Here is a 25,250-nt window from a genome sequence, read left to right as displayed (position 1 = left end):
ATCGTCCCCCGCTTCCGAAACAGCGGGCGCGACTAGTCGGTGTGCGGCGGCAGCTCACCGATGCGAAGCCGCTCCATCAGCGCATTGATGCGCCGGGAAGCCTCGCGCTTCGTCAAGTCCTGCCGATATGCCCCCGGCTCCTCAACCTCTTCAGCCAGCGACTTGAGGTAGGACGCCTGCGCCCCGGTCATCGGCTCCCATGCGGGAGCCTCCGCCGGTGAAAGCTGTTGGCTTTCCTGGTGCTCAGGAGCTCTCTTCTTCTGTTGCATCGCAATAAATCCTGGACCGTCCTTGGTGTTTCCCTATGGGATTCTTTTTCTACACATGATTGTTACAGTAGGAATCGAAAAGGGCAAGGATTTGGCGCTCCTTGGCCAAGGTTTGGGCATGGCGATCTTCCGCTCAGCAAACAGGCGCTATTCGGCTGCCCTCACCCAACCCATCCAATGAGTCTTAGATCGGCTTTCCCGGGCCGCGCTTGATTCAGCGCAAATCCTCACGCCGGACTGCCGAGCCTGTGGGGCGCGCCGAATTCCCGGCGCATCGGGTGGAATCGGCCCCTTCAGTCCCCGCGACTTGTTGAAGCAGGCAACGCCAGATTCATTTTAACATGCTGTAAAGCATAGAGAAAAAAGTCTAAAACGCCTACAAATCGCCTTCCAATAAACGTCGGCCAGCCGATCTTTCGCCCCCTTTTCCCGTAGTTTATTGCACTGCACCAACGCGTGCGCGACCGATTCGAATCGTCATCGGTCCTCAAAAAAAACCTCCCAGAAAATTGGAAGTGTAAGGAGCACAACGCATGGTCAAAGTGCGAGCTAAAATGATGTCGGTGGGGCTTATGGGCGCTGCAATGATGCTGCCGCTGAATGCCGCCAAGGCAGACCAGGTTGGCCACGCCTCCTGGTATGCCCTGACATCCCAGACAGCCAGCGGGGAACGGATGAACCCGAATGAGCTGACCGCAGCGCATCGCTCGCTGCCGTTCGGCACCAAAGTCCTGGTGGAGAATCTCAGCAACGGCCGCTCCGTAGTCGTGCGAATCAATGACCGCGGTCCGTTTATCGGTGGCCGCGTGATCGACCTGTCCAAGGCCGCTGCCGCGCAGATCGGCATGATCGGTTCCGGCACCGCCAAGGTGCGGATCACCAAGGCCAGCGGCGGCTCTCTCGAGGCCCTGGGCAAGGCGACGTCCAAGTCTCGGCGCACCGCCAAGAACTAAGCCTGGGGGGTGGCCGGGCAGACCCGATCCACCCCTCAAGCAACTGAATTATAAGAACGATTGGCGCCTTCGGCGCCACCCACGAAGAACAAGAACGCCGGGCCAGCGCCCGGCGTTTGCCGTTGTAGTCTCGCCATCGCCACCGGCGGCGCGGTAGAGCCCCCTCTGATAGCGCCCGTCGCGAAGCCCCCGCCGCGCAAAAGATCGCCGCCACCTGTTGCACAGATGCGCTAGGCAGCCGAACCCAAAGTCTGCATAGTTGCCCAAACGGGCTTTCGGTAGCTGAATCGCTGGATCCTTATCGGGGACGTGGTGACGCAATCGTAACCAACAAAGTTCAGGATTCGCAGGGGCTTGGATGCCCCACCCCGATGGAGTCACGATCAGACATGGCCATGCTTCCCGCACTTCGCAAAGCCCTCCCCCGCGCGGCGATCGTCGCCGCCGCTCTTTTCGCCCTCGCCGCCGTCGACACGACCGAAGCGCAACAGCGCCGCGGCGATGGGAACGGCTATGGCAACGGAGCGTCCAGCAGCGACCGGGGCCGCACGCGCGGCGTCGGCGGAACGTCCTGGACCTTGAGCGACGTGTGGGGCGAGCCCAAGATGCCGCCGCCTGCCAACGATTTCGGGCCCGGTTTCGACTATCAGGGCGGCGGTTACAACTTGAACGGCGTCCCCAACCAGTCTCCCTATCCCAACTAATCCCGCGCGTTCATCCAACCTAGCGGGTTCGCGTCAAAGTAGATGGGTCTTGCACACAATAGCCTCGCGCTTTTACAGTGAGGCGCTTTGTGGGCAGACAGCGAACCAGGGTGGAGACTGGCCGCGTACTACGCTCCTTGGGAAGCAACGCGGTTTCTTTCCCCGTTTCCTAGACTTGCCTGATTTTCCGTGCGCGTCGCACGGACCATTTGGAGGGGAAAAGGAGCTTCCCAATGCGTCAGACCGGCACGGTCAAATTCTTCAATCATTCTCGGGGTTTCGGCTTCATCACGCCGGACGATGGCGGCAAGGATGTGTTTCTGCACATCTCCGCCTTGCAGAAGTCGGGACTTCCGGCGCCGGATGAGGGCGCGCGCATCTCATTCGAGACCGAACCAGATCGCCGCGGCAAAGGTCCTCAAGCGATCAACGTGCAGCTCGGCGAATAGCTCAGCTTCGCAAATCGAACATTTGCCCCGCTGCGGTAGTGGCGTCTTTTGACACCGCTATTGTCAGCGGGATTTTTTTGGCCTCGCCGCCGGCGAGAAATGATGGAGGGTTCACGCGTGTCAGACCGCGCGCTTGACGGCGTGCTCAATCGTCTTGCCGAGGGACGCAAGGGTGCTCTCGAACGATTGTTTGAGTTCCTCGCCATCCCGAGCATCTCGACCGACCCGGCTATCACGAAGCCTGCGTGCAAGCTGCGGAGTGGTCGGCGAACGCCTTACGCGAGATCGGCTTCACCGCCACCGTCGAGCCGACCGCCGGCAAGCCCATGGTCCTGGCGCATTGGCGCGATCCCGATGGCGGCGCGCGTCCGCGCGTTCTCTTCTACGGGCATTACGACGTGCAGCCGCCCGACCCGCTCGAGGCCTGGACCGCGTCACCCTTCGAACCGCAGCTCGTCGAGAATCCGCAACATGGCGAAGTCATCGTCGCGCGCGGCGCTTCCGATGACAAAGGCAGGTGATGACATTCATCGAGGCCTGCCGCGCTTGGCGCGATGCCCATGGCGCGCTTCCCGTCGACGTCACCGTGCTGCTCGAAGGCGAGGAGGAATCCGGAAGTCCGAGTCTGGCGCCGTTTCTCGCCACCCATGGTGAGGCCTTGCAGGCTGACATCGCCCTTGTCTGCGACACCGGCCAGTGGGATGCGGCCACCCCCGCCATCACCGCCTTCTTGCGCGGCCTCGCCTTCTCGGAGATCACCATCACCGGGCCGTCGCGCGACTTGCATTCGGGGATCTATGGCGGCCCGGCGCGCAATCCCATCCGCGTTCTCGCCGAGATCGTGACAGCGCTCCATGACGCGCAAGGCCGCGTCACCATCCCGGGCTTCTATGACGATGTACAAGACCCTTCGGCCGAGCAGATTTCCGCGTGGCGGAAACTCGGATTCGACGACAAGAGCTTTCTCGGCGAGGTGGGTCTCAGCACACCGGCCGGCGAGACGGACAAGAGCATTCTCGAACAGCTCTGGTCGCGGCCGACGGTCGAGGTCAACGGCATCGTCGGCGGCTATACCGGGCCTGGTACCAAGACGGTGATCCCCGCCAAAGCCTCGGCCAAACTGTCCTTCCGCCTCGTCCCCAATCAAGATCCCGGCAAGATCCTCGACGGCCTGCACCGCTTCGTCGCGAGCCTGCTTCCCGCCGACGCCGGCGTCTCCTATGCCGGCGAAGGCGGATCGCCCGCGGTCGGCTTCGATGCCGAAGCGCCGGCCTTTCGCGCCGCCTCGCGCGCGCTCGCCAACGAATGGGGCAAGGCGCCGGTGATCGTCGGCTGCGGCGCGTCCATTCCCATCGTGGAATCGTTTCGCACGCTGCTTGGCATGGACGCACTCCTTGTCGGCTTCGCGCTGGAGGACGATCGCATTCACTCGCCCAACGAGAAATACAATCTGACCAGCTTCGAGAAGGGCGCGCGCAGTTGGGCGCGGATTCTCGCGAGCCTTGGAGACACCGATACCGATGTTTGATCTGCGCCGCACCGGCATGGTTCTCACGGCCGTCGCCTCGCTCATGTCCGGCAACGCCGCGGCCTATGACGACGACGGCTTGCACGCCTATCGTTACGCCGAACCCGGCAACTTCGATTACTATGTGCTGGTGCTCGGCTGGTCGCCCGCCTACTGCCTCAAGGAAGGCGATGCGCGCGGCGACCCGCAATGCGACACCAAACTATCGCACGACTTCGTTCTGCATGGACTGTGGCCGCAATACGCGAAAGGTTGGCCCGAGGATTGTTATCAGGGGGAGCGTCCATGGATCCCGTCGCAAGTGCTCGACGAGATGCGCCCCATCATGCCGAGCAAGGAGCTCATCATCCACGAATACAAAGCGCACGGCACCTGCACGGGGCTGTCGCCGGAGAAGTTCTACGACGCCGCACGCGCCGCCTACGACAAAGTGAGCGTACCGGCAGGCTTCGACGATCCCGAAACCCAGCGCTTTCTATCGCCCGATAACATTGAGGCTGAGTTCATCGCGGCCAATGCGTGGCTCAAGCCGGACATGATCGCGGTGACCTGCCGGCGCGGGAACCTCTTCGACATCCGGCTCTGCTTCGATCGCGACCTTAGTCCGCGCGCATGCGGCGCGAATGTCGATCAGCAGCGCCTCTGTCCGCTGAAGCGGATCACCGTGACGGTTCCCTAGAAGCGGTAGATCACCGAACCGCGGAACTGATTCATGTCCGGGTCGAATGTTGCCTTGCCACCAGGATAGTTGAGCGTCTCGGAGCCGAAATCGGTGAACTGATAGTCGAACCGCGCGCTCCAATTCGGATTGAGCGCGACCTCGGCACCGGCGCCGGCGCTCCAGCCGAAGAAGGTCGTCTCGCGGAAGGCGCCGCCGGGCCCGGAGATCGCGAGGTCGGCATCGGCCCATGCACCGCCAAAGGTGCCGAACAGCAGGATGTTCGGCCGGATAGCGTAACCGGCGCGAAGGCGCACATCCCCCATCGTGTCGATGCTGGTGTCAGCCTTGTTCAGACCTCCATTGAAATGACGGCTTCCGGTGATGTCGGCGGCCAGGAAATCGCCCTCGACGCCGAGCACGAAAGGACCGCTCTGGAAGCTGTAGCCGCCGATCCGCGCCGCCGAGCACGCCGCTCGAGGAGACGGAGCCGTTCGCCGGCTCGAGATCGTAGCTCACCGAGGCGCCACCGATGGTGCCGCCGAGATACCAGCCTTCGAAGATGTCCTGGGGCGGAATAGGCGCCGCGTCGTAGATCGGCGGCGTATCGTAGAGATCGGCACTGAATGCTGGGGTTGAGGCCGTGGCGCCGGCCGTTAACACGGCGGCAACAGCCGCCACCTGGTACAATCGCCTACGCATGACAGACTCCCTCACGATTGGAGGCTCGGTCCGTCCGCCGCGCAGCACGGGAGAATCGTGCTGGACCAAGCGCTCACGGCCCCAGGGTAGTGCCCCACCCTTACCGACTGTTAACAACGAACCGGGGCAAAAACGGGCAAGGTAAGCGGCAGGTTAATGACGATCCCAAGGCGGGATTGGTACCTGAGCGAAGCCCTTCAGCTGGCGCGGAACAGGGCCACGCAGCCATGCCTGTCGATCTCGACGGTGTCGAAACGCGCTTTGAGTCCCTGGGTCAGGGTCTCGATGTCGTCCTCGCGGTTATCGAACACGCCTTTGGCGTTATAGATGTCGAGCAACGCCCGCGCCGGCGCGTTGACCGGCACGCCACGGCCGAGAATCGTGGCCCCGAACAGCACCGCCCCTTCGGCCATTAGGGGCCGGAGATGGTCGAGCACCACGAGCTTGTCTCCCAGGGCGCCCGGCAGGCAATGCAGCACATAGGTGAGGCCGACCGAGTCGAAGGACCCGCCTGCGATGGGCTCGAGGGTAGCCAAGAGATTCGCCTGGCGGAGCGCCGGCTTGAAACGGACGAGCCGCCGGGCGGCACGTTCCAGGCAGTGCTCGTTGATGTCGAGCAGGACCAAGCGGTCGAAATCGATACCCGCGCGGTCGAGAAACAGACCCGTTCCGGGCCCCGCTTCGAGATGATTGGCCGAGAGATTGGCCGCGTAGAGCTCAAGCAGCCGTTTCGTCGGACATCGCCAGGCGAATCGGTTGGACAGCCCATGCACCACGACGTCGTAGAAGGCGAGCGCCAAGGGCGTATACACCGCATGCGCCCGGGCGATGGCGTCGGGGTCGGCCGCGCGACTGGCCCGATATGCGAGATCCTCAGCCATTGTCTGCATCCGGCACCAAAAAAAGGGCGCCGAAACGGCGCCCTTTTAGGTGGGAAGTGCTTTTGGGGAAGTTATTAGGCCTTAGAAGGAGGCCGAAATGGTTCCCACAACACGTGCGTCGCAGTTGGGTCCGCCACAAGTGGCGTCGCCAATATCGGTGTCCCAGTAGCGGATGTCGGCTGACCAGTTCTCCATGAAGCCGAGGGTCAGGCCGGCGTTCCAGTAAGTGTAGTCCACGCCTTGATCAACCCACTGCCAGCCAACGAGGCCGCTGACGCTAGGCGTGAAGAAGTTGAAGAGTTTGTTGCTGAAGGCATACTCGCCCGACAGTTCCAGAGCGTCGGCATCGCCGGTCTCACCGAAGAATTCCGGCGACCAGTAGTTGCTCACGCCGACGGTGAAGGCCTCACCGAACGTGTAGGACGCAGCGGTCTTGAATTCCCAATAGTCGAACTCTCCACCCGGGTCATAGGCACCAGGGTAGGTATAGTAGAGAGCGCCGAAGTCGAAGCTGATGCCCTTCCACTCCGGCGTGATGCCGGCGTAGTAGTCGATTTCGAGATTGGCGATGTCTTGGCCGAACGGACCGCCGCCGAAGTCGACGTTGGAGCCCCACATACCGGCATAGAAGATGCCATAGCTCGCATCGATCGAAGCCTGCACCGCCGGGTTCTGCATCGTCTGCGAGATACCACGGAACACGTAGTCAGTCGTGAACGTGGCGGAGCCGCCAAGCGTGAGCTCTTCGGCCTGTGCCGGCAGTGCCAGACCGCCGATAAGAGCCGCGCTCAAAATCCCAAGTTTCAAAGTCCCCACTTCCCGAGCCATTGTCCAGTCTCCTGCTTTTTTCGCCTGTCCCTGCGATATGATTTCGTTATGTGGGGATGTGCTTCTGCCTGCGTGACCGCAGTGCAACGTCCCCCGTTCCATTGACAATAGTCAGAGGCCCCCTTGAAGCAATGAAAAAGCAAGGCTTTCTAAAAACATCTCGGCCTGTGTGACTATTCTGCAATGGTCCAAGCACTTTGATGCCACATTGGGCTCATAGGGCTCGTGGCGCTGCACAAATGCTCAATCAGATTGCACATTCGTAAGGCAAATGCCCAACGTCGAGGCGCGATCCAATCAGCGCGCGGTTTCATGGGCTTGGCCGTCTCGCCTTCTCACCTGTCTGCGCCGCCGCCTGCTGCGCCTTGTTCGGATTTAGACGGTCCCCTAGAGTGCCGTTTCGCCAGTGCGAGACGCTTGACAGTTCGATTCGACACCTTCCTCCAAGGCAGCCATGGCTCACGACAACACTGACGCGACCGTGCTGGTGACCGGCGCGGGGCGCCGCCTCGGCCGGGCCATTGCGCTCGATTTGGCGGCCCGTGGCTGGCGGGTCGGGGTCCATTTTCACGCCTCCACGGCGGCGGCGGCGGGCCTCGTCGACGAAATCGAGGCCATGGGCGGTCAGGCCGCGGCCCTGCAGGCCGATCTCGCCTGCCTCGATGACCTCCCGGCCCTGATCGAGGCCTGCGGCCAGGCGCTTGGGGTCCCCACCTGCCTCGTCAACAATGCCGCCTGCTTCGAGCGGGATTGCGCGGATTCGCTGGATGCCGAGAGCTGGCGGATGCATCTCGACATCAATCTGCGTGCGCCGGTGTTCTTGAGCCAGGCCTTCGCCAGGCAGACCCCCGACGGCGTCCCGGCCAATATCATCAACCTGCTTGACCAAAAGGTCCGGCGGCTCAATCCCGACTATTTCTCCTACACCATCGCCAAATCGGCCCTGTGGACCGCAACCCGGACCCTCGCCCAGGCCCTGGCGCCGAAAATCCGCGTCAACGCCATCGCGCCGGGGCCCGTCTTGCCGTCACGGGACCAAAGCGAGGCGGATTTCGCCGCCGAATGCCGCTCGACGCTCCTGAAGCGCGTGGTTTCGACCGATGACGTGACCGCCACGGTCCGCTTCCTATTGGAGACCCCCTCCATCACCGGCCAGATGATCGCCCTCGACGGGGGTCAACACCTGGCTTGGAACGGCGACTGACCGCCTTCGGCCCTTGAATGGTTTGGGGCTTAGACCTTACCTTCACTCAGGTATGGCGCATGCTTGCCCGGCATCGCGCGAAAGCCCTCATGATCCCATGCCATTAGAGAACCCCGACAGCGCCCCCTCGCTCCTTTCGCGCGCGAAAGACGCCTTACTCGGCCCGGAGACCGGCGCCACGGTGATCGCCCGATTCGCCAAGACCGCGCCCGCGGGCCCGGGCGTCTACCGCATGTTCAATGCCGAGGGCGAGGTGCTCTATGTAGGCAAGGCGCGGCACCTGAAGAAGCGCGTGCAGAGCTATGCCAGGGGCACCGGCCACAACAACCGCATCGGCCGGATGATCGCCGACACGGCGACCATGGAATTCGTCACCACGCGAACGGAGATTGAGGCTCTTCTTCTGGAGGCCAACCTCATCAAGCGATTGAAGCCCCGCTACAACGTGGTGCTTCGCGACGACAAGTCCTTCCCCTTCATCCTCATCGCCCGCGACCATCCGATCCCGCAGATCCTCAAGCACCGCGGCGCGCGCAACCGCAAGGGCGACTATTTCGGGCCCTTTGCCTCGGCCGGCGCGGTCGGCCGCACCGTCAACACGCTCCAGCGCGCCTTCCTGCTGCGCTCCTGCACGGACTCCTACTACGAGACGCGCACCCGGCCTTGCCTGCTGTTCCAGATCAAGCGCTGCAGCGCGCCCTGCACCGGCGAGATCTCCGAGAAGGACTACGGATTGCTGGTCGACGAGGCGCTCGGCTTCCTGCGCGGCGAGAGCGACGAGGTGAAGCACCGGCTGCACGCCCTGATGGACGAAGCGAGCGCACGCCAGGACTATGAGCGGGCGGCGAGCTTCCGCGACCGGCTGACGGCGCTGAGCCACATCCAGTCGCGCCAAGGCATCAATCCCCATACCCTGAAAGAAGCCGACGTCTTCGCCGCCCATCAGGATGCGGGGCAAACCTGCATCCAAGTGTTCTTCTTCCGCAGCGGCAACAACTGGGGCAATCGCGCTTATTACCCCCGTGCCGACAAAGCCCTTCCCGCCGAGGAGGTGCTGGAAGCCTTCATCGCCCAGTTCTACGACGACAAGCCGCCGCCGAAGCTCATCCTGCTGTCGCATGAGATCAAGGGCCGCCGGCTCCTGGCCGAAGCCTTGTCTCTGAAAGCCGACCGCAAGATCACCGTGACAACGCCCCACCGTGGCGAGAAGCGCGAGCTCGTCGACCATGCGCTGGTCACGGCCCGCGAGGCCCTGGCCCGCCGTCTCGCCGAATCCGCCTCGCAAGCGGCGATCTTCGCCCGTCTGGCCGACGCGCTCGATCTCGACGAGCCGCCCGCTCGCGTCGAGGTCTACGACAACAGCCATATCTCGGGCACCAACCCGGTGGGCGCCATGATCGTGGCCGGCCCCGAAGGCTTCATCAAAGCGCAGTATCGCAAGTTCAATATGAAGGGGGAGGATCTCGCCGCCGGCGACGATTACGCCATGATGCGCGAGATGCTGACCCGGCGTTTCAGCCGTCTGGTCAAGGCCAAGGACAAGGACCCGGCCAACGATACCGGATGGACGGCGCCGGATCTGGTGCTGATCGACGGCGGCCCGGGCCAATTGTCGGCGGCCCATGACGTGCTCGACGAGCTCGGCCTGTCGGAGCTCAAGATCGCCGCGGTCGCCAAGGGCCCTGACCGCAATGCGGGCCGCGAGCGCATCTATCTTAAGGGAAAAGAGCCTTTGCTGTTGGAACCGCGCGACCCTGTGCTTTATTGCATACAGACGCTTCGGGACGAGGCGCACCGGTTCGCCATCGGCGCCCATCGTGCGCGGCGCAAGAAGACGCTCACCGCCTCGCCGCTCGATGAGGTGGCCGGGATCGGGCCGTCACGCAAGCGCGCGCTGTTGCAGCATTTCGGCTCGGCCAAGGCCGTGAGCCGCGCCGGCATTGCCGATCTCGAAGGCGTTGGCGGTATCAGCGCGCAAATGGCCAAGGCGATCTATGATCACTTCCATGAGCGCGGCTAAGACGAGCGCAGCAATTGGAGTTGAAGGGTTGAGTTTGAAATGGCGCAACTAGGACTGGCAGAACGGGGTGCCCCCAAGGGCCGGTTCGGCAGTTTGCCGAACCTCCTCACCTATGGGCGCATCCTCGCCATCCCGGCGCTGGTCGCTTGCTTCTTCGTGAGCGCCGATTGGGGCCGCTGGCTCGCCATGTGGATCTTCATAGCCGCCGGCGTCAGCGACTTTCTCGACGGCTATCTCGCCCGCGCCTGGCAGCAGCAGAGCGCTATCGGCAAGATGCTCGACCCCATCGCCGACAAGCTCATCGTCGCCGCGAGCCTAATGATGCTCGCCGCCAACGGCACCATCGCCGGCTGGTCGCTTTGGGCCGGCATCATCATCCTGTGCCGCGAGATTCTCGTCTCGGGTTTGCGCGAGTTCCTCGGCACGCTCGCGGTGAGCGTGCCCGTGACCAAGCTCGCCAAATGGAAGACCGTGGTGCAGATGGTCGCCATCGGCTTTCTGCTGGCGGGCAGCGCCGGCGACAAGGTGTGGTCCTACACCACGCTGTTCGGCCTCACCCTATTGTGGATCGCCGCCGTGCTCACCCTTTACACTGGCTATGATTATCTGAGGCCACCTTCCGTCACGTCATGGCCGACGAGGAGTAAGCCATGCGGCTGCTCTATTTCGCCTGGGTCAAGGAGAAGACCGGCATCGCCGCCGAGGACGTGGCGTTGCCTGACGGCGTCGCCACGGTCGGCGAGCTCATCGCCTGGCTGAAGACACGAGGACCGGAATTCGCCCAAGCCTTCGACCGTGAAGAGGTGATCCGCGCGGCGATCGATCAGACCCATGCCCGTCACGACGCTGAGATCGGCGGCGCGCGCGAGATCGCCTTCTTCCCGCCGGTCACCGGAGGCTGACATGATCCGCGTCCAGACGCAGGACTTCGACGTCGGCACCGAGATCGCGGCCCTCAGAGCTGCGCGCACCGATATCGGCGCCATCGTGACCTTCACCGGCGCGGTGCGCGACCAAGATAACACCATCACCGAGATGACGCTCGAGCACTATCCCGGCATGACCGAGACCGAGCTCGAACGCATCGAACAGGAAGCGCATGCGCGCTGGCCTCTGCAAGCCACTCTCATCGTGCATCGCGTCGGCACACTGCAAGCGGGCGACAATATCGTGCTGGTCGTCACCGCCTCGGCCCATCGCGACGCTGCCTTCGACGCCGCCAAGTTCCTGATGGACTATCTCAAGACATCCGCCCCCTTTTGGAAGCGTGAGAGCGGGCCTGGCGGCGACCGCTGGGTGGAAGCCAAGGCGGACGACGAAGCCGCGGCGACGCTCTGGGCGCCGCGTAAAGACGCCGCCGAATAGCGTCACACAAAAAATCGCCATGAACTTTCGGCTACCGTCCTCGTTCTAGACGGTGTCCTCACAGCCATGCGGGTTCTTCAATGCTCAGCCATGCAAAGCGATGGAGCTCGCAAGTAACCGTCGGCATTCTGGCGATCGGGATTGCCGCAAGCCTGGCCGTCGCGCTCGGCTGGCTCGCCGTCCAGTTCACCGTGGACCTCGCCGGCACGTTCGAGGTCATCGCCGAGATCGTCGGCTGGATTCTTCTGCCGTTCCGCGTCTGACCCTTGCGGCTAGCGCCGGATGATCCGCGCGCCCGGCGGCAGCACCTTCAGGTAAGGCCCCCACACGCAGACATCGCCCCAGCTGCACAAGCCCCCGGCGCAGGTTCGTTTGTACTCGCAGGAGCGGCACTTGTAGCGGGGCTTGCAACCGGCACAGAGGGCGATCTCCTGGCAGTCGCGCCACACCTTCACCGGCGTGGCGATCGGTGCCGGGCTCACGGCGTCGCTCACGCCCCGGGGCGACCAGACGCCGGCCTCGCCATCAAGCGCCATGAAAGCGACGAGCCCGAAGACCACGGCGCCAAGGGCCAAGAGCCCCGCCAAGCCCGGAATAATGCGTGCGTATCGCAAGGAAGCCCCCTCCTCCGCGATGCCCCCATCGCGTGCAGCCCGAAAGCCAGCCGGCCAAGAGTGCCCTTTGATCGCCGCCGGATCAAGCGCGCAAGGATCTATCGCCGGACCACCGCCCCGTCGGGCGCGTGGCGGTGCTCCCAGCCCGCCCGCTCGAGCGCCGGCGTGTCGTCCTCCGCTTGCGGATAGCCGAGACACAGATGGCCGATGAAGATCCACTCCGGCGGCACCTCCAGGATCTCGGTCATGCGGGCCGGATCGAGGATCGATACCCAGCCGAGCCCGATTCCTTCGGCCCGGGCGGCGAGCCACAGCGTATGCACGGCGGTCACCACCGAGTAATCCAACGTCTCCGGCATGGTCAGGCGCCCGAGACCGGAGCCTTGCGCCGTGGCGCGGTCGGAGAACACGGCGATCTGCACCGGCGCCTCGTCCAACCCGGCGAGCTTGAGCCGGGCATAAAGCGCCGCCTTGTCGGCGTCCTGCTGCTGGAGCGCCTCCTTGTTGCAGGTCTCGAAGCACGCACGGATTGCGGCGCGGCGCCCCCCATCGTCCACCAGAACGAAGCGCCACGGCTCGGAGAGACCAACGGAGGGTGACAGGCAGGCTAAGCCGATCAGCCGCTCGACGGTTCCCTCGGGCAAAGGCTCGCGCTTGAAGCGGCGCACGTCGCGCCGCCAGCGCAACAGCTCGTAGAGCCGGGCGCGGGTCTCGGCATCGAAGCGCGGCGGCGTATGCGCGGTGCGCTCGCTCTCACGCTGCGCGAACTGTTCGCTTGAACGCTCCATGGCGCCCGAGATTAGCACGGATCGGAGCGCACGCTCGTCTTGCGTAACCCTGTGCCCCGCCAGCCCCCAACCTTATCCCCGCCTCGCCACACTGGAATATATTCCTATCTCGGATTGAATGAGCGAGGAGTGAGTGCGGGTGCGAGCGTCGGCGGCAAGTTGGCAGACCAGCCTTCGGTTGCGCCGCCTGCGCGCTCTTCTCTGGGGCAAGGTCGCCGAGGCCAAGCTCCGCGATCTCGATCGCGCCATCAAGGCCTTCGATCCCAATCAGCCCCGCGTGCCCGCTGGCAATCCCGATGGCGGCCAATGGACAGACGGGAGTGGCGATGGAGCATCATCAGGCGGAAGCGACGAAGATCGCGGCTCAAGTTCCAACCGCCAACCGAGCAATGTTGTACTCGCCTCCTTCACGCCTGGAAGCGACGACGAACCGCCAAGGGTTCCGAAAGAGAGACCGCTAACATCCCGTGCGCGCACGCGTGTCTACAAAGAGCTGGCGAGCTGGATTGCAAGAGGTGTGGTGAAGGAGGTGGTGGGAAGGCGGGTAACGGCCTTGCTCACGATTCTGGACGAAGCCGGCTGGCTCGAACCGGCCATCGACTCCATTCGGACGTTTGCCGATCCTCCCAAGAGCCTGGAGGAGTTGCAGCAGGATGTTTACACGCCCGCGCCAGGCTATGATGTGCATCATGTTGTCGAGCAGACTTCGGCTTTGAGAGACGGCTTTCCTCCGTCCAGGGTCAATGCACCCGAAAACCTGGTTCGCGTCCCGAGACTGAAGCATTGGATGGTCACGGGCTGGTATATGATCCCCAATGAGGATTACGGCTGGATGCCTCCACGCCAATATTTGCGGGGGAAGGCCTGGGAGGAGCGAGTAAGGGTCGGCCATGAAGCGCTGATGGAAGCCGGAGTGCTCAAGCCATGAGAGGACTCGACCTCAAAGCAATGGCCGTCGACCAGCTGGTCGAGCGCTTCATTGAGATATGTCTCGGCCAGGACGAGGCATTGCTCGATGACGATCTCGCGAAATTCCGCCGACTGTTCGAACAGATGCGAGCTGTTCTGGACGAGTTGAAGTCGCGCCCTGACGATCAGAGAACGGCCCTCATCGCGCTCTATGAGCATCCAAACATTCAAGTACGGCTCAAAGCGGCCAAGAACACACTCGCCGTTGCCCCGGCTGAAGCGCAGGAGGTCTTAGAGGCGATCAAAGCATCCCAATGGTATCCCCAAGCGATGGAAGCCGGGATGTGTCTTCGTAATCTGGAAAGTGGTCTTTTTGAACCGAGCTAGCGCCAGCGCAACAGCTCGTAATGCCGGGCGCAATTCGGAGGAGCATCTCCACGCACATATCTTCGTGGGAAAGACTGGTCGGAACGCGTGAGGGTTGGGCGTGGAGCCCTCATTGAGTTTGGAGTTCTGAAGCCATGAAGCAGATGCTATCGGACATGACCGTTGCCCAGTTGGTTGAGCGCTTCATGGCAATGGCGTTGGACCAGGACGACGCCCTCCTGGACGGGCGCCATGCAAAATACAATCGGCTGTACGATCAAATGGTGACATTGGAGACGGAGTTGCGGCTGCGCGCCGGCGATCAACGAGAGGGATTGCTGCCACTGCTACTGCACCCCAATGCACAGGTGCGACTGAAGGCAGCGATCGCGACCCTGACGGTAGCGCCTGAGCGCAGCGCGAAAGGCCCTTCAGAACATTTACTCTACTGCAAAGCCCGGCTTTTTCTCCGATGATCAAAAGTACGGTGGAATCGGATTCGATCCTGATGGCGACGTGGAGGCGCAGCTTCAGGAAATCGCCGATATGTTGTGCAAGAAGCTTGTAGAGGAGCGGCGGGACGGCCTTGTTACAACAGCCGAGAACGCGACCGCGCAACCTATCACAGAGTGACCCGCACCCCTACCCCGCAGCGGCGACGGCCTTCGCCGGGCGCACCAGCGCCGCGTAGTCGTCCATCAGATTGCGGGTGATGTCGCCGACGGTGAAGCTGTATTCGCCGATCGAGCCGACGGGCATGACCTCGGCGGCGGTGCCGGTGATGAAACACTCGGTGAAGCCCTCGAGCTCCTCGGGGAGAATCGCTTTCTCGATGACGGTCAGCCCGCGCTGCTTGGCGAGCCCGATAACCGTGCGCCGCGTGATGCCGTCCAGGAAGCAATCCGGCGTCGGTGTATAGATCACCCCGTCCTTGACGAAGAAGATATTGGCGCCGGTACATTCGGCGACCTGGCCGCGCCAGTCGAGCATCACCGCGTCGGCGAAGCCCTCGCGCTCGGCCCGATGCTTCTCGATGGTACAGATCATGTAGAGCCCCGCCGCCTTGGAGTGGACCGGCGCGGTGCGCGGATCAGGCCGGCGGTATTTGGCGAAGGTCAGCTTCAACCCTTTGTCGCGCGCGGCCGGATCGAAATACGAGCCCCAGTCCCACGCGGCGATGGCGACGTTGATCCTGGTCTTCTGCGCCGACACGCCCATCTGCTCGCTGCCGCGCCAGGCCAGCGGCCGGACATAGGCGTCGGAAAGCTTGTTGGCGCGCACCACGTCGCGCGCCGCCTTGTCCAGCTCGGCCACGGAATACGGCACCTCGAAGTCGAGAATCTCGGCGGATTTGTGCAGGCGCTGATTGTGCTCGGTGAGCTTGAAGATCTCGCCGTCATAGGCGCGCATGCCCTCGAACACGGCGCTGCCGTAGTGAAGCGCATGGGTCAGGAGATGGACGCGGGCATCGTTCCACGGGATCAGCTCACCGTTGAACCAGATAAAGCCGTCGCGCTGATCGTAGTCCATGAACTTTCCTCCAGGACGGGCCGTTCTTTGGCGCGGCCGCCGTCTCATAAACACCAGAACTGCCCCTCATACCACCCACCCGACGGCAATTGCGCGAGCGGGCCGCGAGGCGTATCAAGGACCAAATTAAGTCAACATGGCTGACATAAACCAGGCCAAAAAATATGTCAACATGACTGACCTAAATCCACCTCTGGCGCGCGGCAAGGCCGCGGACGCCAAGCACGGCGACGGCTCCCGGGCCGCCAAGGGCGGCGCTTTGCCTGAAGCCAAGCTACAGGAGTTCGCCGAGCTGCTGTTCTTCGCCTATCGCGACTTCACCGGCGACCCGGACGCGATCCTGGCGGATTTCGGCTTCGGGCGGGCCCATCACCGGGTGCTCCATTTCGTCAATCGCCACTCTGGCTTGCGCGTCGCCGACCTCTTGGAGATCCTGAACATCACCAAGCAGAGCCTGGGCCGCGTCCTCAAGCAGTTGATCGATCAGGGCTATATCATGCAGCAGGCCGGCGCCGCGGACCGCCGGGAGCGGCTCCTGTTCCCCACCGAGCGCGGCCGGGCCCTGGCCGAGCGGCTGGCGGCGCCGCAGATCGTGCGGCTCGCCGCGGCGCTGGAGGCCGCCGGGCCCGCGCCGAGACGGCGCTGCGCCTTTTTCTCGAAGCCATGATCAATGCCGAAGATCGGCCTAAAGTCTCCTCCATAATGTCCACGCCACCGGTTCAGCCGACCGCCGGCGGCAAGGGGGAGTGATCATGCCGACGCCGATCAAGGTCCATCGCGCCAGCGGCCCGGACGACAACGCGCCGCATATCCTCGTGGTGGACGACGACAGCCGCATCCGCGACCTGCTCGCCCGCTATCTTCACGACCACGGCTTCCGCGTCACCACCGCGGTCGATGCCGCCTCGGCCCGCGCCACCATGCGTAGCCTCTCCTTCGACCTTCTCATTCTCGACGTGATGATGCCGCAAGAGTCCGGCATCGACTTCGCCCGCGCGCTGCGCACCGAAAGCCAAGTGCCCATCCTCATGCTCACCGCCCGCGCCGAGCCCGAGCAGCGCATCGAGGGCCTTGAGACCGGCGTCGACGACTATCTCGCCAAGCCCTTCGATCCGCGCGAGCTGCTGTTGCGCGTGAGCAATGTGCTGCGGCGCGGCGCCTCGGCCCCCGCCACCGGCGAGGTCCGCATGGGCAGTTTCATCTTCCATGTGTCGCGCGGCGAGCTGAAGCGCGACGGCGAGAGCGTGCGCCTCACCGAGCGCGAGCGCGATCTGCTGCGCTATTTCGCCCAGCGTCCCGGCATGCCGGTGTCGCGGCACGAGCTCGCCAAGGATGCCGATAGCGGCGGCGAGCGCGCCGTCGATGTGCAGATCAACCGGCTCCGGCGCAAGATCGAGCATGACCCGGCCAACCCGGTCTATCTCCAGACCGTGCGCGGCAAGGGCTATATCCTGTATCCCGAATGATGGACGCCATCGCCGAAAGCGCCACCACCCCACTTGCCGCCGAGCCGCGCCGCCGACCGCTGGGGCGCCTCATGTCCGCCCTTGGCGACAAGATGCCGAAGGGTCTCTATGCGCGCGCCCTGATCATCATCATCGCGCCCATGGTGCTGTTGCAATCGGTGGTGACGTTCGTGTTCCTGGAACGGCATTGGCAGACGGTGACGCACCGCTTGTCGACGGTCACCGTGCAGAACATCTCCATGCTGATCGACGTTTACGAGGAGCTGCCGAAAGCCCAAAGCGTCGAAACACTGACGGCGCTGGCGGAAAAGAACTTGGGCTTGCGCGTCCGTTTCGCCAAAGGCGAGGACTTGCCGCTGGCGCGCTCCAAACCGTTCTTTGACCTCCTCGACTCGACACTATCCGATGAATTGAAACGGCAGATCGGCCGTCCCTTCTGGATCGACACGGTGGGGCGTTCCGAGTTCGTCGACATTCGCATCAAGCTCGACGACGCGGTGATGCATGTGCTCGCCAAGCGCAGCCAGACCTACGCATCAAACTCCCACATCTTCATCGTGTGGATGCTCGGCACGTCCTTCGTGCTGCTGACCGTGGCGATCCTGTTCCTGCGCAATCAGATCAAGCCCATCCTGCGCTTGGCTCACGCCGCCGAAAGCTTCGGCAAGGGCAGGCCACCGCCGGACGATCTCGCGCGCGCGGCGCGCGAGGTACGCCAGGCGGCTCATGCCTTCATCGAGATGCGCGACCGCATCGAGCGTCATGTGGAGCAACGCACCGTCATGCTCGCCGGCGTCAGCCACGATCTGCGGACCATCCTCACGCGCTTCCGTCTTCAGCTCGCCATGTTCGAGGAGAATGCGGAGCTCGATGCCATGCGCGCCGATGTCGACGAGATGCAAGCCATGCTCGAGGACTATATGGCTTTCGCCAAGGGCGATTCCGGCGAGGCCATCGGCCGCGTCGATATCGGCGAGATTCTGAGTGAGGTGCAGGCCCAAGCCCATGGCAACAAGACCATCCAGATCGCGGTGGATGGCGGCCCGCTCGTGGTACCGGTGCGCCGCCATGGCTTCAAGCGCGCGATCGCCAATCTGGTCAATAATGCCGCCCGCTTCGCCGAGCATGTGAATGTCAGCGCCGCCAAGCGAAATGGCTCCCTGACCGTCGAGGTGGAGGATGACGGGCCGGGCGTTCCGGAGGCCGAGCGGGAGAATGTGTTCCGGCCGTTCTACCGGGTCGACCATGCGCGCAATCAGGATTCCGGTTCGACGGGCCTGGGGCTCGCCATCGCCCGCGACATCGCCCGCATCCACGGCGGCGACATCACCCTCAGTCAATCCCGCTTAGGCGGATTGAAAGCCGTGCTAAAGGTACCCGTCTAAATTCTTTTGGAGATGCTTCCATGCAAAAGATTGCCGCCGGATTCGCCGCATTGTTGGCCGTAGCCGTAGCAGGACCCGCCCTGGGTCAATCCGTTCAGGACGAGATCCAAGACGAAGAGCAGCCCGGCTCGGAGTTCGAGCTGGAGGACACGGGCGGCAAGGTGGAGTTCGGCCGCAAGAGCAAGCTCGACGCAGAAGATGCCGCCGAGGAGGCCGAGGCCGATAGTGCGCCAATGGCGCTGGATGACGACGTCCCGCTCGATCCGTTGGACGACCCGGACAATCCGGACGACCCCGACCCCATCGACGAGGAGCTTCCCGGCGAAGGTCCCGAGAGTCTCTCCGGGCCGGACGACGAGGACCCGCTTCCTTACTAGGCGGCGATCCGATCAGACCGCCGGCGCCGGGCCCGTATCCGGCGGCGGGGTCGGTCGTGACGGCGCATCCGCGCCGCCCTTCCGCTTCCAGCCGCGCGGCACCAGACCGCATAACATGCCGCAAACCTGATCCATGTTGGCGAGCATGCGCTCGCCATTGCTCAGAGCCCGGTCGAGCGCCGCCATGGTGCGGTCTAGCGAGGGCGATGAATCTTCGAGCCAGACCTGGAAGACCTTGCCGTAGACCGTCGCCAGCCCCGCCACCCGCACCGCGGCGCGCGCGCCATCGAGCTTGGCGCCCGCCCCGGCCAGCATCCAATATTGCGAGGCGAGCGACGAGCAGGCGAGCAGCGAGGCCTCGCCCGGGCGGCAGCGCAAGTAGCACGCGATCCGCTTCAGCGCGGGCTTGTAGGGCGCCATCACCTCGAAGCGCATCATCATCAGATCGAATAGCCGGTCGCGCACGCTCTGATCGGCGCCGGCTTGCTTCGCCTTGGCCAGCACGTCGGCATCAACCTCCGCCTGGAAGGCGCGCAAGATATCGCTCTTGCAAGAAAACTCGGCCCTGAGGTCCGCGAGGTCGAGGCCCGCCTGCTTGGCGATATCGATCAAGCCGATCTCGCCCCAGTCGCGCTGTTGCGCCAACTCCAGCGCGGCGCGGACCGCTTTGCTGCGTTTGGAGAACTCATCGAACATGGCATGCTCCTTGGTTCCCCTAAAGATAAGCGCTCTTGGTGGCTATCTAAAGACGGGCCAAGCCCAGTTGTGACCCAAGCCCAGTTGTGACCTAGGACGACAGCTCGCGGGAGCGCTTGGCGGCGGCGGCCACGGCCTGGGTCAGCAGGTCCTTCAGCGCATCCTCGCCCATCAGGACATCGAGCGCGGCCGCCGTCGTGCCCTTCGGCGACGTCACGTTCTTGCGGAGTTGCGCGGGCTCCAGATCCGACCGGCGCAATAGCTCCCCAGCACCTGCCACGGTGGCACGGGCCAGCCGCTCGGCGAGCTCGTGCGGCAGCCCCGCGGCGATGCCCGCCTCCTCCAGACATTCGGCAAGCAGGAATACGTAAGCCGGCCCGCTGCCGGACACGGCCGTCACGGGATCGAGCAACGCCTCGTCCTCGACCCAAATCACCTCGCCCACCGCGGACATCAGTGCATCGCATTCGTTCTTTTGCTGCTGCGTGACATTGGCATTGGCGATGGCCACGGTCATGCCCTGGCCGACCGAGGCCGGCGTATTGGGCATGGCGCGCACAACGGCAACAGTCTCCGGCAGATAGCGCGACAAGCTCTGCAAGGTCCGGCCCGCGGCGATCGACAGAACCACGGTCTCATCACCGACCATCGGCTCGACTTCGGGCAGTAGCTTCTCCGCGACGTCCGGCTTCACGGCGATAAGGATGACGGCGGGGCGGCGACGGTAGCTCGGGCGCATCGCTTGCCACGATGCCGTGCGCTGCGGCGAATGCTGCCATCGTGTCCGACAGCGCGGGGTCTTGAATGAGACCGTGGCCGGGTCGAGGCCCTGCTGGAGCCATCCCTCAAGCAGCGCCCCGCCCATCTTGCCCGCGCCGACGAGGAGCAGCGGACCGGCGAGGCGGAGTGTCATGCGGTTCCTTGCGTCTCAAGCATGGTGGCGGCGAGCGCCTCTTCGGCCGACTTGCCCGCCCACAACACGAACTGGAAGGAGTCATAATAGCGCTCGCAGGCTTCCAGCGCTGCCTTTAACAGCCCTTCGCATTGGCCCGCATGGGTATGCGCGCCGGCGAGCAGAAGGCCGTTCCGGTAGAGAAGCATGCCGTCGTCGCGCCACAGGTCGAAATGGCCGAGCCAAAGTTGCTCGTTGATCTGCGCCATCAGCCGGTAGACCTCGGCCAGCCTGACCTTAGTGACCCTGAAATCGAAGGCGCATGCGAGATGGAGCGCCTCCAGATCCTCCCGCCAGGTCAGCGAGATATGATAGTCGCACCCGGTTCCAGCCACCGAGAGCGTCAGTTCGTCCGGCGCGCTGCGCTCGAAGCTCCAGTCGTGGATGGTTGCAATATGCTCGACCATGTCCACCGGGTTGGCGAATTGGTCGTAGTTCGTTTGTATCGAAGCCATGCGTGTCCTCTGGGGGCCTCAGCAGAGTTCCGCGCACGAGAAACACGCCGCGCCGCGAATCAGTAGATGAATCAGTTATATATCGCGGAGTCTGCGAGCACCAAGGCGGCCAGAGTCTGCACACGCGAATTGCTGTGGACGGCTTAAAAAAGCTGTGGATAGTTTTGGCTGCGGACTCGACTCCGAGCCTCGCGTCTTCGGGCCGCCTCCTGGGGGTCAGCTAGCCGGACTTCTTGTCCTTGCCCTTGGCACTTTTGACCTCGAGCGTGGCGACCCGCTCTTTAAGGAGTTCGTTCTCCTCGCGCGCTTTCTGCGCCATGGCCTTGACCGCTTCGAACTCTTCCCGCTGGACCACGTCGAGATCGCGCAACACGCGCTCGGCCTGCGCCCGAACGACGCCCTCGACCTCCTTGCGCACGCCGTCCGCCGCCCCCGCCGCATCGGTGAGGAGCTTGCCAAGCTCGTCGAAGAACCGCCCAGAGGTCTGCGTCATGTCGAGAAAATCCTTGGATCGCGTTCGAAGGCCTTTGAGGCCAAACTGTCATCTTCGCCGACTATGGGATGCCGCGATGCCGGAGGCAAGCCGCCGCTGGCTTCGGGCTTGAGTGCCTTGACAGTCCAGAGAGAGCGGTAAAGGGTCGCCCGGTTTTCGCGACCTGAGGCTTGATGCAACTCTTCGTCCTCCCCTACCCCGTCATCGATCCGGTGGCGATCGAGTTTGGCCCGGTGGCCATCCGCTGGTACGGCCTCGCCTATATGGCTGGCATTCTCTGCGGCTGGCTCTACGCCCGCCGTCTTGTGTCGCGCGCGGATCTCTGGGCCGGCAAGCCGCCCATGACCGTGAGCCAGGCCGACGACTTTCTGCTCTGGATCACCCTTGGCATCGTGCTCGGTGGACGCCTCGGCTTCGTGCTGTTCTACGAGCCAAGCTTCTTCTGGCAACACCCGGAGGAGATCCCCGCGGTATGGAACGGAGGCATGGCCTTCCACGGCGGGCTGCTCGGCGTCGCCATCGCCGTCTATATCTTCTCGCGGGTGAAAGGCATCAATCCGCTGTCTCTCGGCGACATTGCCTCCGCCGCCACGCCCTTCGGCCTGTTCTTCGGCCGCATTGCCAATTTCATCAATTCCGAGGTGGTGGGACGGGCGACCGACGTGCCGTGGGCGATGGTGTTCCCCGGCACCGACGGTCAGCCCCGGCATCCGAGCCAGCTCTACGAGGGCGCGCTCGAAGGCGTCGTGCTGTTCATCATCCTGCGCATCGCCACGCATTACTTCCATGCCTTGACCCGCCCCGGCACGGTGTTCGGCCTGTTCCTCGTGTTCTACGGCATCTTCCGCAGCTCGCTCGAATTCGTGCGCGAGCCGCATCCGGACCATCCCATGGATATCGGCTTCCTCACGCCCGGTATCGCCTACTCCATCCCCATGATCCTTATCGGTGCTTGGCTGATCTGGCGCGCAAGGCAGAAGCCAGCCCTGGGCGCGTGATGAGCGCCGCGCGCAGCTCCCAGAGTCCGCAAAGCAGCCTGCTCGCGGCGCGCCTGAAGGCACGCATCGCCCGTGGGGGCCCGATCAGCGTCGCCGACTACATGGAAACCTGCCTCGCCGACGCAACCGCCGGCTACTACCCTTCACGGCAGCCCATCGGCGCCGCCGGCGACTTCATCACCGCGCCGGAGGTCAGTCAGATCTTCGGCGAGTTGCTCGGGCTATGGGCCGTGGCCGCGTGGCAGTCCATGGGCGAGCCGCGCGATGTCATCGTCGCCGAGCTCGGTCCTGGGCGGGGCACGCTCATGGCCGACGCGCTGCGTACCTGGAAGAGCGTGCCCGGCTTCCTCGCCGATGTGTCGGTCGCCCTGGTCGAGACCAGCCCCGTATTGCGCGAGACCCAGCGCGTGGCGCTGCACGGCGCGGAGGTGCCGATCCATTGGTACGACGATCTCGCCGGGCTGCCGCAAGGACCGCTGATCGTCATCGCCAATGAGTTCGTCGACGCCCTACCCGTCCGCCAGCTCATTTGGCGCGACGGCCAATGGCGCGAGCGCGCGGTCACCATCGGCCGAAACGGCGGCTTCGCCTTCTGCGAGGGACCCGCCGTCCGGAACGAAAACCTGCAGCAGGTGGCGCACGCGCTTCAAGTTCCCGACGACTCGATCCTCGAGGTCAGACCGGCCGCGGCCGCCTTCATCTCCGCGCTTGCCGCACGCGCCGCCGCCGTGCCGCTGGCCGCGTTGATCGTCGACTACGGTCATACCGAAACGGCCTGCGGCGATACGCTGCAAGCTGTTTGGCGCCACAAATACGCCGATCCGCTCAGTCACCCTGGCGAAGTCGATCTCACCGCGCATGTGGATTTCGCGGCGCTGAAAGACAGCGCGTCGGCACACGGCCTCACCGCCTACGGACCCATGCCGCAAGGAGAATTCCTGTTGAAGCTCGGACTGGAAGCGCGCCGCGACCGGCTCTGCGAGATGGCAAGCCCGGAGCAGCGGGAAGAGATCGCCAGCGCCGTCAGCCGGCTTGCCGATCCCCAAGCCATGGGGCTTCTCTTCAAAGCACTCGCTTTGACGAGCGCGGGGCTTGCCCCGCCGCCGCCCTTCGGAGAGATTTAGCGTCTAGCGAGCGCACCACATGGTCACACAAGACAAGATGATGTTTCAGGCGCCGAGCCTCGCCGCCATCGACGGGCTCGCCCACGGATTCTTCACGCGGCTCGGCGGGGTCTCGGACGGCATCTATGCTTCGCTCAATTGCGGCCCCGGCTCCCGCGACGACGCGACGAATGTCGCCGAGAACCGTGCCCGGATCGCGGGCATTCTGGGCGCTATGCCGACCAACCTCGTCACCGCCTATCAGAAGCACACCAACACCGCCGTGGTGGCCGACAAGGCTTGGTCGAAAGACAAGATGCCCGAGGCCGACGCCATCGTCACCAACGTCCCCGGACTTGCCGTCGGCATTCTCACGGCGGATTGCGCGCCCGTGCTCTTCTGCGACCCGCAGGCGCGCGTCGTCGGCGCCGCCCATGCCGGATGGCGCGGCGCTTTGTCCGGTATTGTCGAGGCCACGGTCGATGCCATGACAGGCCTCGGCGCCAAGCCGGAGACTATTCGCGCCGTGGTTGGGCCCGCCATTTCGCAAGGCGCCTATGAGGTCGGACAGGACTACCAGGACAGCTTCGTCGCCGAGGACCCGGATAGCGCCGCTTTTTTCGTCACCGACGAAGGCTCGGGCGAGCCGCATTTCGACCTGCCGGGCTATGTGGCCGAGCGCCTGGCCAGGGCCGGGGTCGGCGAGATCGTCGATCTCGGGTTCTGCACCTATTATGACGAGACCAGGCTGTTCAGCTATCGGCGCTCGCAGCATCACGGAGAGGACGACTACGGCCGCCAAATTTCCGCCATCCTGCTTACCTGATCTGCGTTCACTATGACTGGCATTCGCCCCGCCAGCCGGGAACGCTAGAACTGGACGCAAGCGGGGCGGGCAGGTAAGCTATTGTTAGGTAGAGGGTTGGGAGTCCCGTCGCGACGAATTTCCGCGAGCGGAGCTGTGCGGCCAACAGAGGGAGTATTTTGTTGGACGCGGACTCACGACAGATACGCGGCCATCTTTGGCGTATTGCTGGGATCGCGCTCGCCGCATTAGCGGCTGTAAGCCTCGCCGGATGCGGCGGCGGCGGCGGTTCGAGCATGAGCGGCCTCCTGAGCGGAGCCTCGGGCATTTTTGGCGGCACACCGAAGGTCAATATCGCCCCCATCATCGGCGCGCCGGAGAACGTCACCAGCGAGCTGACCCAGGCTCTGGTTGTCGCCGGTAACGAGCGCAATCTGACACTCATCCCGGGCACGACCGGGGGCACCTACACGATGCGTGGCTATCTCCTCGCCTCGCCCGAGCGCCGTGGCGCCAAGATCTCTTATATTTGGGACGTGAACGACGCCAAGGGAGCTCGCGTGACCAGGGTTTCTGGCGAGCAGGCTGTGTCCAAAGGCTCGCGCAGCGATCCCTGGAGCGGCGTCGACAGCACCGTCATCCGCAGTATCGCCGGCGAGACCGCCTCCAAGCTCTCGGCCAACCTGGGCGGAAGCCGGGCCTCGACGCCCGTCGCCGCGGCCCGGCGCGCGCAGCGCCGCCACCGCATCCAC

General features: G+C 64.0%; 31 protein-coding genes and 3 pseudogenes. 22 read left to right on the top strand and 12 right to left on the bottom strand.

Annotation, left to right across the window (positions count from 1 at the left end; genetic code table 11):
• Positions 1-32: 32 nt before the first annotated feature.
• Positions 33-269, bottom strand: a complete 237-nt coding sequence (locus AUC69_RS04805) for a DUF3072 domain-containing protein (protein ID WP_069441147.1) — start codon at positions 267-269, stop codon at positions 33-35.
• Positions 270-841: 572 nt separating this feature from the next.
• Here AUC69_RS04805 and AUC69_RS04800 point away from each other — a divergent pair.
• From AUC69_RS04800 to AUC69_RS04780, 5 genes and pseudogenes are all read left to right on the top strand, one after another.
• Positions 842-1,222, top strand: a complete 381-nt coding sequence (locus AUC69_RS04800; RefSeq protein WP_425283506.1) for a septal ring lytic transglycosylase RlpA family protein — start codon at positions 842-844, stop codon at positions 1,220-1,222.
• Positions 1,223-1,611: 389 nt separating this feature from the next.
• Positions 1,612-1,926: a hypothetical protein gene (locus tag AUC69_RS04795; protein WP_069441146.1), complete on the top strand. Its 315-nt coding sequence runs from the start codon at positions 1,612-1,614 to the stop codon at positions 1,924-1,926.
• Positions 1,927-2,159: 233 nt separating this feature from the next.
• Positions 2,160-2,375 carry a cold-shock protein gene (locus AUC69_RS04790; protein ID WP_069441145.1) on the top strand — a complete coding sequence of 72 codons (216 nt, stop codon included), beginning with the start codon at positions 2,160-2,162 and terminating at the stop codon, positions 2,373-2,375.
• A 102-nt stretch (positions 2,376-2,477) separates the two neighbouring features.
• Positions 2,478-3,903 (top strand): annotated as a pseudogene (locus tag AUC69_RS04785) (M20/M25/M40 family metallo-hydrolase).
• A complete protein-coding gene (locus tag AUC69_RS04780; RefSeq protein ID WP_069441144.1) occupies positions 3,896-4,582 on the top strand; it encodes a ribonuclease T2 family protein in 687 nt (228 codons plus the stop codon). Before AUC69_RS04785 ends, AUC69_RS04780 begins: the two are co-directional and overlap by 8 nt.
• Here AUC69_RS04780 and AUC69_RS04775 read toward each other — a convergent pair.
• From AUC69_RS04775 to AUC69_RS04765, 4 genes are all read right to left on the bottom strand, one after another.
• On the bottom strand, positions 4,579-4,983 hold the full coding sequence (locus AUC69_RS04775; protein WP_069441143.1) for an outer membrane protein: 405 nt from the start codon (positions 4,981-4,983) through the stop codon (positions 4,579-4,581). The two genes, AUC69_RS04780 and AUC69_RS04775, sit on opposite strands and share 4 nt — an antisense overlap.
• Entirely contained in the window at positions 4,904-5,263 is a 360-nt protein-coding gene (locus AUC69_RS17320) for a hypothetical protein (RefSeq protein WP_158008014.1), read from the bottom strand. The genes AUC69_RS04775 and AUC69_RS17320 overlap by 80 nt, the downstream gene beginning before the upstream one ends.
• Positions 5,264-5,460: 197 nt before the next feature.
• Positions 5,461-6,144, bottom strand: coding sequence for a methyltransferase (locus AUC69_RS04770; protein WP_083239098.1), 684 nt, complete (start codon positions 6,142-6,144; stop codon positions 5,461-5,463).
• A gap of 81 nt (positions 6,145-6,225) precedes the next feature.
• Positions 6,226-6,936, bottom strand: a complete 711-nt coding sequence (locus AUC69_RS04765; RefSeq protein WP_158008013.1) for a TorF family putative porin — start codon at positions 6,934-6,936, stop codon at positions 6,226-6,228.
• A 490-nt stretch (positions 6,937-7,426) separates the two neighbouring features.
• Between AUC69_RS04765 and AUC69_RS04760 the strand changes: the two genes are divergently transcribed.
• The 6 genes and pseudogenes from AUC69_RS04760 (at position 7,427) to AUC69_RS04735 (ending at position 11,824) form a co-directional block, all read left to right on the top strand.
• On the top strand, positions 7,427-8,176 hold the full coding sequence (locus tag AUC69_RS04760; RefSeq protein WP_069441141.1) for an SDR family oxidoreductase: 750 nt from the start codon (positions 7,427-7,429) through the stop codon (positions 8,174-8,176).
• 97 nt (positions 8,177-8,273) lie between these two features.
• Entirely contained in the window at positions 8,274-10,196 is a 1,923-nt protein-coding gene (gene uvrC / locus AUC69_RS04755; RefSeq protein ID WP_069441140.1) for an excinuclease ABC subunit UvrC, read from the top strand.
• Positions 10,197-10,235: 39 nt separating this feature from the next.
• A pseudogene (gene pgsA, locus AUC69_RS04750) lies at positions 10,236-10,843 on the top strand (CDP-diacylglycerol--glycerol-3-phosphate 3-phosphatidyltransferase).
• Positions 10,844-10,846: 3 nt separating this feature from the next.
• Entirely contained in the window at positions 10,847-11,098 is a 252-nt protein-coding gene (moaD, locus tag AUC69_RS04745) for a molybdopterin converting factor subunit 1 (RefSeq protein WP_069441139.1), read from the top strand.
• A 1-nt stretch (position 11,099) separates the two neighbouring features.
• Positions 11,100-11,561 carry a molybdenum cofactor biosynthesis protein MoaE gene (locus AUC69_RS04740; protein WP_069441138.1) on the top strand — a complete coding sequence of 154 codons (462 nt, stop codon included), beginning with the start codon at positions 11,100-11,102 and terminating at the stop codon, positions 11,559-11,561.
• A gap of 80 nt (positions 11,562-11,641) precedes the next feature.
• The gene (locus tag AUC69_RS04735; protein ID WP_069441137.1) at positions 11,642-11,824 is read left to right on the top strand and encodes a hypothetical protein; all 183 of its coding nucleotides are present in this window, start codon (positions 11,642-11,644) and stop codon (positions 11,822-11,824) included.
• A 9-nt stretch (positions 11,825-11,833) separates the two neighbouring features.
• Here AUC69_RS04735 and AUC69_RS04730 read toward each other — a convergent pair whose 3' ends face one another.
• Positions 11,834-12,175 carry a hypothetical protein gene (locus AUC69_RS04730; protein WP_141700589.1) on the bottom strand — a complete coding sequence of 114 codons (342 nt, stop codon included), beginning with the start codon at positions 12,173-12,175 and terminating at the stop codon, positions 11,834-11,836.
• A gap of 98 nt (positions 12,176-12,273) precedes the next feature.
• Positions 12,274-12,963, bottom strand: a complete 690-nt coding sequence (bluB, locus tag AUC69_RS04725; protein WP_069441135.1) for a 5,6-dimethylbenzimidazole synthase — start codon at positions 12,961-12,963, stop codon at positions 12,274-12,276.
• 178 nt (positions 12,964-13,141) lie between these two features.
• Between bluB and AUC69_RS04720 the strand changes: the two genes are divergently transcribed.
• The 3 genes from AUC69_RS04720 to AUC69_RS04710 all read left to right on the top strand — a co-directional run bounded on the left by AUC69_RS04720 (position 13,142) and on the right by AUC69_RS04710 (position 14,714).
• On the top strand, positions 13,142-13,891 hold the full coding sequence (locus AUC69_RS04720; RefSeq protein WP_083239096.1) for a hypothetical protein: 750 nt from the start codon (positions 13,142-13,144) through the stop codon (positions 13,889-13,891).
• Between the two features lie 20 nt (positions 13,892-13,911).
• A complete protein-coding gene (locus AUC69_RS04715) occupies positions 13,912-14,259 on the top strand; it encodes a DUF2019 domain-containing protein (RefSeq protein ID WP_244500094.1) in 348 nt (115 codons plus the stop codon).
• Positions 14,260-14,393: 134 nt separating this feature from the next.
• On the top strand, positions 14,394-14,714 hold the full coding sequence (locus AUC69_RS04710) for a DUF2019 domain-containing protein (RefSeq protein WP_069441133.1): 321 nt from the start codon (positions 14,394-14,396) through the stop codon (positions 14,712-14,714).
• Positions 14,715-14,880: 166 nt separating this feature from the next.
• Here AUC69_RS04710 and AUC69_RS04705 read toward each other — a convergent pair whose 3' ends face one another.
• Positions 14,881-15,768, bottom strand: a complete 888-nt coding sequence (locus tag AUC69_RS04705) for a branched-chain amino acid aminotransferase (protein ID WP_069441132.1) — start codon at positions 15,766-15,768, stop codon at positions 14,881-14,883.
• 172 nt (positions 15,769-15,940) lie between these two features.
• Here AUC69_RS04705 and AUC69_RS04700 point away from each other — a divergent pair, with 172 nt between their 5' ends.
• From AUC69_RS04700 to AUC69_RS04685, 4 genes are all read left to right on the top strand, one after another.
• Complete coding sequence (locus tag AUC69_RS04700; RefSeq protein ID WP_083239140.1) at positions 15,941-16,435, top strand: MarR family winged helix-turn-helix transcriptional regulator; 495 nt, start codon at positions 15,941-15,943, stop codon at positions 16,433-16,435.
• Between the two features lie 85 nt (positions 16,436-16,520).
• On the top strand, positions 16,521-17,234 hold the full coding sequence (locus AUC69_RS04695) for a response regulator (RefSeq protein ID WP_069441323.1): 714 nt from the start codon (positions 16,521-16,523) through the stop codon (positions 17,232-17,234).
• Positions 17,235-17,305: 71 nt separating this feature from the next.
• On the top strand, positions 17,306-18,619 hold the full coding sequence (locus tag AUC69_RS04690) for an ATP-binding protein (protein WP_244500093.1): 1,314 nt from the start codon (positions 17,306-17,308) through the stop codon (positions 18,617-18,619).
• A 20-nt stretch (positions 18,620-18,639) separates the two neighbouring features.
• Entirely contained in the window at positions 18,640-18,996 is a 357-nt protein-coding gene (locus tag AUC69_RS04685) for a hypothetical protein (RefSeq protein ID WP_069441130.1), read from the top strand.
• A gap of 12 nt (positions 18,997-19,008) precedes the next feature.
• Here AUC69_RS04685 and AUC69_RS04680 read toward each other — a convergent pair whose 3' ends face one another.
• The 4 genes from AUC69_RS04680 to AUC69_RS04665 form a co-directional block, all read right to left on the bottom strand.
• Positions 19,009-19,692 carry a hypothetical protein gene (locus AUC69_RS04680; RefSeq protein WP_069441129.1) on the bottom strand — a complete coding sequence of 228 codons (684 nt, stop codon included), beginning with the start codon at positions 19,690-19,692 and terminating at the stop codon, positions 19,009-19,011.
• 91 nt (positions 19,693-19,783) lie between these two features.
• Positions 19,784-20,605 carry a pyrroline-5-carboxylate reductase gene (gene proC / locus AUC69_RS04675; protein WP_069441128.1) on the bottom strand — a complete coding sequence of 274 codons (822 nt, stop codon included), beginning with the start codon at positions 20,603-20,605 and terminating at the stop codon, positions 19,784-19,786.
• The gene (locus tag AUC69_RS04670; protein ID WP_069441127.1) at positions 20,602-21,099 is read right to left on the bottom strand and encodes a type III secretion system chaperone family protein; all 498 of its coding nucleotides are present in this window, start codon (positions 21,097-21,099) and stop codon (positions 20,602-20,604) included. The genes proC and AUC69_RS04670 overlap by 4 nt, the downstream gene beginning before the upstream one ends.
• 220 nt (positions 21,100-21,319) lie before the next feature.
• The gene (locus AUC69_RS04665; RefSeq protein WP_069441126.1) at positions 21,320-21,592 is read right to left on the bottom strand and encodes an accessory factor UbiK family protein; all 273 of its coding nucleotides are present in this window, start codon (positions 21,590-21,592) and stop codon (positions 21,320-21,322) included.
• 173 nt (positions 21,593-21,765) lie between these two features.
• Between AUC69_RS04665 and lgt the strand changes: the two genes are divergently transcribed.
• The 4 genes and pseudogenes from lgt to AUC69_RS04645 form a co-directional block, all read left to right on the top strand.
• Entirely contained in the window at positions 21,766-22,590 is an 825-nt protein-coding gene (gene lgt / locus AUC69_RS04660) for a prolipoprotein diacylglyceryl transferase (protein WP_069441125.1), read from the top strand.
• Positions 22,590-23,714, top strand: coding sequence for a class I SAM-dependent methyltransferase (locus AUC69_RS04655; protein WP_083239095.1), 1,125 nt, complete (start codon positions 22,590-22,592; stop codon positions 23,712-23,714). Before lgt ends, AUC69_RS04655 begins: the two co-directional genes overlap by 1 nt.
• A gap of 37 nt (positions 23,715-23,751) precedes the next feature.
• Positions 23,752-24,519, top strand: coding sequence for a peptidoglycan editing factor PgeF (gene pgeF, locus AUC69_RS04650; protein WP_069441321.1), 768 nt, complete (start codon positions 23,752-23,754; stop codon positions 24,517-24,519).
• Between the two features lie 275 nt (positions 24,520-24,794).
• A pseudogene (locus tag AUC69_RS04645) lies at positions 24,795-25,250 on the top strand (hypothetical protein); the annotation flags it as partial.

Origin of the sequence: Methyloceanibacter superfactus, from assembly GCF_001723305.1 — a bacterium.
Taxonomy (GTDB): domain Bacteria; phylum Pseudomonadota; class Alphaproteobacteria; order Rhizobiales; family Methyloligellaceae; genus Methyloceanibacter; species Methyloceanibacter superfactus.
This window is presented reverse-complemented; position numbering and strand designations above follow the sequence as displayed.

Coding starts and splice junctions, on each gene's coding strand:
- AUC69_RS04685 (WP_069441130.1), top strand. CDS start 18,640: ATGCAAAAGATTGCCGCCGGATTCGCCGCATTGTTGGCCGTAGCCGTA.
- AUC69_RS04705 (WP_069441132.1), bottom strand. CDS start 15,768: ATGGACTACGATCAGCGCGACGGCTTTATCTGGTTCAACGGTGAGCTG.
- pgeF (WP_069441321.1), top strand. CDS start 23,752: ATGATGTTTCAGGCGCCGAGCCTCGCCGCCATCGACGGGCTCGCCCAC.
- AUC69_RS04790 (WP_069441145.1), top strand. CDS start 2,160: ATGCGTCAGACCGGCACGGTCAAATTCTTCAATCATTCTCGGGGTTTC.
- AUC69_RS04700 (WP_083239140.1), top strand. CDS start 15,941: ATGACTGACCTAAATCCACCTCTGGCGCGCGGCAAGGCCGCGGACGCC.
- lgt (WP_069441125.1), top strand. CDS start 21,766: ATGCAACTCTTCGTCCTCCCCTACCCCGTCATCGATCCGGTGGCGATC.
- AUC69_RS04740 (WP_069441138.1), top strand. CDS start 11,100: ATGATCCGCGTCCAGACGCAGGACTTCGACGTCGGCACCGAGATCGCG.
- AUC69_RS04735 (WP_069441137.1), top strand. CDS start 11,642: ATGCTCAGCCATGCAAAGCGATGGAGCTCGCAAGTAACCGTCGGCATT.
- AUC69_RS04760 (WP_069441141.1), top strand. CDS start 7,427: ATGGCTCACGACAACACTGACGCGACCGTGCTGGTGACCGGCGCGGGG.
- bluB (WP_069441135.1), bottom strand. CDS start 12,963: ATGGAGCGTTCAAGCGAACAGTTCGCGCAGCGTGAGAGCGAGCGCACC.
- uvrC (WP_069441140.1), top strand. CDS start 8,274: ATGCCATTAGAGAACCCCGACAGCGCCCCCTCGCTCCTTTCGCGCGCG.
- AUC69_RS04680 (WP_069441129.1), bottom strand. CDS start 19,692: ATGTTCGATGAGTTCTCCAAACGCAGCAAAGCGGTCCGCGCCGCGCTG.
- AUC69_RS04800 (WP_425283506.1), top strand. CDS start 842: ATGGGCGCTGCAATGATGCTGCCGCTGAATGCCGCCAAGGCAGACCAG.
- AUC69_RS04695 (WP_069441323.1), top strand. CDS start 16,521: ATGCCGACGCCGATCAAGGTCCATCGCGCCAGCGGCCCGGACGACAAC.
- AUC69_RS04655 (WP_083239095.1), top strand. CDS start 22,590: ATGAGCGCCGCGCGCAGCTCCCAGAGTCCGCAAAGCAGCCTGCTCGCG.
- AUC69_RS17320 (WP_158008014.1), bottom strand. CDS start 5,263: ATGCGTAGGCGATTGTACCAGGTGGCGGCTGTTGCCGCCGTGTTAACG.
- AUC69_RS04690 (WP_244500093.1), top strand. CDS start 17,306: ATGTCCGCCCTTGGCGACAAGATGCCGAAGGGTCTCTATGCGCGCGCC.
- moaD (WP_069441139.1), top strand. CDS start 10,847: ATGCGGCTGCTCTATTTCGCCTGGGTCAAGGAGAAGACCGGCATCGCC.
- AUC69_RS04710 (WP_069441133.1), top strand. CDS start 14,394: ATGAAGCAGATGCTATCGGACATGACCGTTGCCCAGTTGGTTGAGCGC.
- AUC69_RS04805 (WP_069441147.1), bottom strand. CDS start 269: ATGCAACAGAAGAAGAGAGCTCCTGAGCACCAGGAAAGCCAACAGCTT.
- AUC69_RS04770 (WP_083239098.1), bottom strand. CDS start 6,144: ATGGCTGAGGATCTCGCATATCGGGCCAGTCGCGCGGCCGACCCCGAC.
- AUC69_RS04795 (WP_069441146.1), top strand. CDS start 1,612: ATGGCCATGCTTCCCGCACTTCGCAAAGCCCTCCCCCGCGCGGCGATC.
- AUC69_RS04670 (WP_069441127.1), bottom strand. CDS start 21,099: ATGGCTTCGATACAAACGAACTACGACCAATTCGCCAACCCGGTGGAC.
- AUC69_RS04665 (WP_069441126.1), bottom strand. CDS start 21,592: ATGACGCAGACCTCTGGGCGGTTCTTCGACGAGCTTGGCAAGCTCCTC.
- proC (WP_069441128.1), bottom strand. CDS start 20,605: ATGACACTCCGCCTCGCCGGTCCGCTGCTCCTCGTCGGCGCGGGCAAG.
- AUC69_RS04780 (WP_069441144.1), top strand. CDS start 3,896: ATGTTTGATCTGCGCCGCACCGGCATGGTTCTCACGGCCGTCGCCTCG.
- AUC69_RS04715 (WP_244500094.1), top strand. CDS start 13,912: ATGGCCGTCGACCAGCTGGTCGAGCGCTTCATTGAGATATGTCTCGGC.